The organism is Lonsdalea britannica (genome assembly GCF_946477055.1).
Lineage (GTDB): Bacteria > Pseudomonadota > Gammaproteobacteria > Enterobacterales > Enterobacteriaceae > Lonsdalea > Lonsdalea britannica_A.
This window is the reverse complement of the sequence record NZ_CAMKXG010000308.1, coordinates 1-3,587: the sequence shown is the minus strand read 5'-3', so window position 1 is coordinate 3,587 and position 3,587 is coordinate 1. Positions and strand designations below refer to the sequence as shown.

Genomic DNA, 3,587 nt, shown 5'->3' with positions numbered 1-3,587 from the left:
TTGGCGGTGCTGACGACCAGCGTCTTGGTTTCCGCTCTTCCCACCGCAATACCGGGGATCAGATACGACAGCGTTTTGCCGACGCCCGTCGGCGCTTCTATCGCCAAATGACGCGGATAATCGCCCGCCAGCGTGCGCGCGACCTCGGCGATCATCTGCCGCTGGGGCGGTCGTGAAACGAAGTCGGGGATCTGTTCCTGCAAGGCCTTATACCACTGGCCTATCTGCTGTTTGATTGCGGGGGAAAGGGTCATGCCTACTCAACATCTGATTTCATTCGGCCCGTATTGTCCCACAGACCTCCCCCCTGCGTCAGCCTGTAATACCGCGACGCGGCTCGACAAAAAAACAGAAACGGATTAGGTTGATGAACCCGTTCCTTTTTCTTGCTGACCGCCCATGCCCCCGATTCGAACCCTACAACAGCGCTATTGGTTTTCACCCCGCTTGCCGTTTCTGGAGTGCCGTTCCACCTGGCAGAGCCGTCAGCCGTATAAAATGCATAGCCATGCGCAGCTGTCCATCGGCTGTCTGGAGGACGGCAGCACGGAGTGCCATACAGGCGAAAACACCTATTTGCTCAACGCGGGGGATGTGATCGTGATCCCGCCGGAACGACCGCATAGCTGTCATCCACTGCCGGGGAAAACCCGCAGTTATCATATGCTGTACCTCGATGCATCGTGGTGCGCACGTCAGCTTACCCTCGCCGGTTTTGATAGCGATCAACTCAATAGTGACATTGTCACTTACTCGTCTGAGGTGCTATTTCAACAGGTTATGCAGATAATTCGCCGTCTTCACGCCACTCAGTTGGCCGGGATTGAGCGCGATCTGCAACGCCTGTTCGCCGCCCTGTGTCGTCCCCGCGTGGCATCAGCTACAGACATATCCGCGTGTTCCGACGCCACCCGTCATGTGCAGCGGCGATTGCGGGCAAACCTTCAGGATGCGCCCTCGCTGACGTTATTGGCGCAAGAGCTGGCGCTGCGCCCGGAAACCGTGTTGCGCCGATTTCGGCAAGACACCGGTATGACGCCCATGGCGTATCTCAACAACGTCCGCGTCGAACATGCCAAAACCCTGATTCGTCAGGGCGTGACGCTGGCAGACACCGGCTATACCTGCGGTTTCAGCGACCAAAGTCACTTCCACCGTACCTTTGTCAACTTCACTGCCGCCACCCCGGGCCAGTACCGTCAGGCGCGATCAATTTTTCACAATAAATAGTTCCAACCGCGTTCTAGACTGGCCGCCGGTTTGATTCAACGCTGTCCGCACTATGATTAACACTTTGTTTCCCGAGCATTTTCCCGCTCTGGCGCTGGCGCACTTCGTGGCATTGTTGAGCCCCGGCCCGGACTTCTTCCTGATCACGGCTTACGCCATACGCTTTCGACTGCGCGGCAGCGTGGGTATTTGTGTCGGCATTGCGCTAGGCAATGCCCTATATATTGTTCTGGCGGCGCTGGGCTGGGCCGGCTTGCAGCAATCACACGGACTGTTTCGAATCGTCGAAGTGGCGGGCGCACTTTATTTGCTATGGATTGGCTATCATCTGATGCGTTCCAAAGGCAACGTTGATTTGCCACGCGGCAACACGTCGTCGCGGTGCCCCGGACTGCTGCGCCAACTGGCGCTGGGGCTTGGCTCCGCCCTGCTGAACCCGAAAAACATGCTGTTTTACCTCAGCCTGATGACGACGTTGCTCGGCGCGCAGGCGACCTGGCTGCAACAGGCGGTCAGCGGAACATGGATGGTGCTGGTGGTGTTGGTCTGGGATCTGTCTATCGCCATATTGATTGCCCGCCCCGCGCTGCAACGCCGTCTGGCGGGGTCGATAGGCTGGCTGGAACGCGGCGCGGGTATCGTCCTGTTTGGATTGGGCGGATATCTGCTGCTCCGGTGACGATACCCGCTCAACACGCTCGCCACTGTCTCAGCGACGAAGGATGACCACATAAGCCGTCAGCTTGTATCCCCGGGCTGAAAATCTATAATCGCAGAGGATACATAAAAGGATAAACGGATGAAGTTACGCAAGCTATGCGCCATCGGTGTGTTTGGACTGTGCGCGCTCGGGGGAATTGGCGGGGTCATGCTGGTCGGTTATATCGTCCTCACGTCCGGTGCCTGACGGTCACGGAGCGGCCAACCGTAAGACGCTTTGCGGTGCCCTTTCCTTCATAACGACGTTGCCCTGAATCCAGACAGGCATTCAGGGCAACGGTTTTTACGGCCGCCATTCCCGACCACCGTATGTAGGGTTACAGCAACCTGAAACGCTGGCTTTTCACCCGCTGTGAATCCAGACCAATCATCACATCGAATTCACCCGGCTCGACAACCTGCCGCAGCTGCATGTTGTAGAACATCAGATCCTGCGGCGTCACCGTAAAGCTGACGGTTTGCGTTTCACCCGGCTGCAACATCACCTTGCGATATCCCCGCAGCTCTTTCACCGGACGGCTTATCGAGGCCACGACATCATGCAGATACAGCTGCACGACGGTTTCCCCCGCCCGCTTGCCGGTATTTTTCACGCTGACGGACGCGGTTAACGTGCCGTTGCGCGGCATGACTGGACGAGACAGACGCACGTCGGAAACGTCAAACGTGGTGTAGCTCAACCCATAGCCGAAGGGAAAAAGCGGCCCGTTGGCCTCGTCGTAATAGTGCGACGTGTACTTGCCGGGATTCTCCGGGGTGTAAGGGCGACCCGTCGGCAGGTGGTTATAGTAAATCGGGATCTGCCCTACCGAGCGCGGGAACGACATCGGCAGCTTACCGGACGGGTTGTAGTCGCCAAACAGGACATCGGCGATGGCGTTACCGCCTTCGGTGCCGCTGAACCAGGTTTCCAACAGGGCATCCGCCTGCTGATCCTCGCGCACCAGCGACAGTGGCCGCCCGTTCATCAGTACCAGCACCAGCGGTTTACCGGTCTTTTTCAACGCGGCGATCAGCGTTTTCTGGCTGTCCGGCAGCGTGATATTGGAACGGCTCGACGCCTCGTGCGCCATCCCCTGCGCTTCCCCGACGACGGCGACGACGACGTCGGCCTGCTGTGCGGTTTTGACCGCTTCATCCAGCATGACCTGCGGAGAACGCGGGTCCATTTTCACCGCCGCTTCATACTGATTGAGATACTGGACGATCCCCGCATGGTCGGTCACATTCGCGCCTTTGGCGTACAGCAAACGCGCCTTGTCGCCGACGACGTTGCGCATCCCCTGATATACCGTGACCGACTGTGCGGCAACGCCTGCGGCCGACCAACTGCCCATGATGTCGCGTTTGCTATCCGCCAGCGGTCCGATAACGGCAATGGTGCCGCTTTTGGCCAGCGGTAAGGTATTGAGCCGATTTTTCAGCAGCACCAGACTTTTGCGCGCAACGTCACGCGCTTCCAACCGATGCAGGCGGCTTTCCGCGTTGGTGTCCGGCGGGTCAGACTCCGCCGCGCCCAGATGACGGTACGGATCCTGGAACAAGCCCATGTCGTATTTGACGTTTAAGACCTGACGGCAGGCATCATCAATATCGCGCTGGCTGACCGCGCCCGTCTTCACCAGCTCGGGCAGATA

Annotated in this window: 4 protein-coding genes and 1 pseudogene; 3 read left to right on the top strand and 2 right to left on the bottom strand. The window is 58.5% G+C overall.

Annotated elements, in window-relative coordinates:
* Positions 1-254: pseudogene (gene dinG / locus Q7O77_RS15720) on the bottom strand (ATP-dependent DNA helicase DinG); the annotation flags it as partial.
* 145 nt (positions 255-399) lie between these two features.
* On the opposite strand from dinG, the gene Q7O77_RS15715 reads away from it, so the two are divergent.
* The 3 genes from Q7O77_RS15715 to Q7O77_RS15705 all read left to right on the top strand — a co-directional run bounded on the left by Q7O77_RS15715 (position 400) and on the right by Q7O77_RS15705 (position 2,137).
* Positions 400-1,230 carry an AraC family transcriptional regulator gene (locus tag Q7O77_RS15715; protein ID WP_304169498.1) on the top strand — a complete coding sequence of 277 codons (831 nt, stop codon included), beginning with the start codon at positions 400-402 and terminating at the stop codon, positions 1,228-1,230.
* A gap of 52 nt (positions 1,231-1,282) precedes the next feature.
* Positions 1,283-1,909 carry a LysE family translocator gene (locus tag Q7O77_RS15710; protein ID WP_304169495.1) on the top strand — a complete coding sequence of 209 codons (627 nt, stop codon included), beginning with the start codon at positions 1,283-1,285 and terminating at the stop codon, positions 1,907-1,909.
* Positions 1,910-2,029: 120 nt separating this feature from the next.
* Positions 2,030-2,137, top strand: coding sequence for a hypothetical protein (locus Q7O77_RS15705; protein ID WP_244200961.1), 108 nt, complete (start codon positions 2,030-2,032; stop codon positions 2,135-2,137).
* Between the two features lie 130 nt (positions 2,138-2,267).
* On the opposite strand, the gene bglX is transcribed toward Q7O77_RS15705, so the two are convergent.
* A partial coding sequence (gene bglX / locus Q7O77_RS15700) for a beta-glucosidase BglX (protein ID WP_304169489.1) occupies positions 2,268-3,587 on the bottom strand: 1,320 nt, incomplete at its 5' end.